Origin of the sequence: Mesorhizobium sp., assembly GCF_005063415.1 — a bacterium.
Taxonomy (GTDB): domain Bacteria; phylum Pseudomonadota; class Alphaproteobacteria; order Rhizobiales; family Rhizobiaceae; genus Mesorhizobium.
This window is the reverse complement of record NZ_SUEG01000274.1, coordinates 1-3,108: the sequence shown is the minus strand read 5'-3', so window position 1 is coordinate 3,108 and position 3,108 is coordinate 1. Positions and strand designations below refer to the sequence as shown.

General features: G+C 62.3%; 1 protein-coding gene, 1 tRNA gene and 1 pseudogene. 2 read left to right on the top strand and 1 reads right to left on the bottom strand.

From position 1 onward, the window contains the following. A partial coding sequence (gene ppdK / locus E5W70_RS31560) for a pyruvate, phosphate dikinase (protein WP_292665184.1) occupies positions 1–2,363 on the bottom strand: 2,363 nt, incomplete at its 3' end. Positions 2,364–2,526: 163 nt separating this feature from the next. On the opposite strand from ppdK, the pseudogene E5W70_RS31555 reads away from it, so the two are divergent. Then, positions 2,527–2,848: pseudogene (locus tag E5W70_RS31555) on the top strand (VOC family protein). 121 nt (positions 2,849–2,969) lie between these two features. Continuing rightward, positions 2,970–3,044, top strand: a tRNA-Gln gene (locus E5W70_RS31550). Positions 3,045–3,108 lie beyond the last annotated feature (64 nt).

Here is a 3,108-nt window from a genome sequence, read left to right as displayed (position 1 = left end):
AACGTGGTCTGGGTCAGATCGTTGGTGCCGAAGGAAAAGAATTCGGCCGCCTCGGCGATGACGTGGGCGCGGATCGCGGCACGCGGCAGTTCAATCATCGTGCCGGTCAGGTAATCGATCTTGACGCCGGTCTCCTCCATCACGCTTTTGGCGACGGCATCGATGCGTGCCTTGACGAAGTCGAGCTCCTTCACCAGCCCGACCAGCGGCACCATGATCTCCGGGACCACCAGCGCGCCGGCCTTCCTGCCGGCCTCCACGGCCGCCTCGAATATCGCGCGCGCCTGCATCTCAGCGATTTCGGGATAGGAGACGGCAAGCCGGCAGCCGCGATGGCCGAGCATCGGATTGAACTCGTGCAGCGCTTCGGTACGCCGCCTGAGCTTGTCTGGCGACACGTTCATGGCAGCGGCGACCTCGGCCACCTCCTCCTCGGTCTTGGGCAGGAATTCGTGCAGCGGCGGATCGAGCAGGCGGATCGTCACCGGCAGCCCGGCCATGATCTCGAACAGATCGAGGAAATCGGAGCGCTGCATCGGCAACAGCTTGGCCAGCGCCGTTCGCCGCTCCTTTTCAGTATCGGCCAGGATCATCTCGCGCATGGCAACGATGCGATCGCCGTCGAAGAACATGTGCTCGGTGCGGCAAAGCCCGATGCCTTCGGCGCCGAAGGAGCGCGCCATGCGTGCATCGAGTGGTGTCTCGGCGTTGGTGCGCACCTTCATGCGGCGGGCGCCGTCGGCCCACTCCATGATGGCGGCGAAATCGCCCGAGAGTTCGGGCTGCAGCATCGGTACAGCGCCCTTCAGCACCTGGCCGTTGCCGCCATCGATGGTGATGATGTCGCCCTTGCGGAACGTCGCTCCCATCGCCATCAGGGTGCCGGCTTTGTAGTCGACGCGCAGCGAGCCGGCTCCTGATACGCAAGGCTTGCCCATGCCGCGCGCCACAACGGCGGCGTGGCTGGTCATGCCGCCGCGCGTGGTCAGGATGCCTTCGGCCGCATGCATGCCATGGATGTCTTCGGGGCTGGTCTCGATGCGCACCAGGATCGCCTTGCGGCCTTGTGTCTTGGCTTCCTCGGCGTCATTCGAGGAAAAGACGATCTCGCCGGTGGCAGCGCCTGGCGATGCCGGCAGGCCGACGCCGATGACGTCGCGCGCCGCCTTCGGATCAATCGTCGGGTGCAGCAACTGGTCGAGCGAGGCCGGATCAATGCGGGCGACAGCCTCCTCCTTCGAAATCAGTCCATCCCTGGCCATGTCGACGGCAATCTTCAGTGCCGCCTTGGCTGTGCGTTTGCCGGACCTGGTCTGCAGCATCCACAATTTGCCGCGCTCGATGGTGAATTCGAGATCCTGCATATCGCGGTAGTGCTTTTCCAAGCGATCTGAGATGCTGACGAAAGCCTGGAAGGCGTCAGGCATCAGCTTCTGCAGCGACGGCTTGTCGGAGCCGGCGGCAATGCGCGCCGCCTCGGTGATGTTCTGCGGCGTACGGATGCCGGCAACGACATCCTCGCCCTGGGCGTTGACCAGGAACTCGCCATAAAGCTGCTTTTCGCCGGTCGACGGGTTTCGGGTGAAAGCAACGCCGGTGGCCGAGGTGTCGCCCATATTGCCGAAGACCATGGCCTGGACATTTACTGCCGTGCCCCAGCTTTCGGGAATGTCGTGCAGGCGCCGGTAGGTGATCGCGCGGTTGTTCATCCAGCTGGAAAACACCGCGCCGATGGCGCCCCAGAGCTGCTCGTGCGGATCCTGCGGGAAGGGCTTGCCAAGCTCCTCCTCGACTTTGGCCTTGTAGAGCGCGATCACGCCTTGCCATTCGATGGCGGTCAGCTCGGTGTCGAGTTCATGGCCGAGGCCGCCCTTCTGGTCTTCGAGGATTTCCTCGAACACCTCATGGTCGAGACCCATGACGACATCGGAATACATCTGGATGAAACGGCGGTAGCTGTCATAGGCAAAGCGCGGATCGCCTGAATCGGCGGCCAAGGCTTCGACCGTCTCGTCGTTCAGGCCGAGATTGAGCACGGTGTCCATCATGCCGGGCATGGAAGCGCGGGCACCGGAGCGCACCGACACTAAAAGCAGTTTCGACGGATCGCCGAAACGGCGCCCGCTCAACCGGCCGATATGGTCGAGGGCGACCGCAACATCCGCCTCCAGCGAGGCCGGATAGGTGTGGGCGTTGGCGTAATAGGCGTTGCAGACTTCGGTGGTGATGGTGAAGCCCGGCGGCACCGGCAGGCCCAGGCTGCACATTTCGGCAAGGTTGGCGCCCTTACCGCCGAGCAGATTGCGGTCGCCGGCACGGCCTTCCGCGGCGCCGTCGCCAAAGGTGTAGACCCATTTGGTCATGCTTGCTCCCCGGTTGCAGGAGATTGGAAATATTGGCAAATCGAGCGATATGATGCTGCAGTGCGAAAGGCAAGGCATCGAGCAAGCCGGCCGGCCTCTACAATCGATTAAGAAAAAGCGGCGCCGAAGAGACTTGCATTTTGGAAAGCTTTGGCTGTAGAACATAACGAGAACAAAGGGCAGAGCGACGGGCGGAACGCTGGACAGCGTGAAGGCTCTCTACAGCGCGGCCGTCTCATGGTCGTTTGCCGATTACGGGCCGACCTACCCAGCCTTTGCCGAAGGGCTGGACGGCGGTTTTCAGGCGGATGCCGAGGAGGCGACGGCCAAGCCGCTGCCTGTGCTCTATTCCGAAAGGCTGGAGGAAGCATTGAGCGCCGTCGAGAATGGGCACCATCGACAAGCCGATCTTTTCACTCCTCGGCGGCAGGCGGTTCCATTTCGTTGATCCGGCTGACAATGAAATGTGTGTGGGGGGTGAATAGGTCCGTTCAAGTGACGATTGCAGAACTGCTGAGTCGATCGCCCATAGTCGATATGTCGGCATTGAGCTTTCTCCCGGCTCGTCCTATAAGGCCGCGCGCACAGCGGGCACGCTCCGGCTGTTGGGGCGTCGCCAAGTGGTAAGGCATCGGTTTTTGGTACCGACATTCCCAGGTTCGAATCCTGGCGCCCCAGCCAAGTTTCCGGTGTACGGCCCGGAGACATGGGTAACAGTTTGTACCTAAGACATGGGTGACAACCT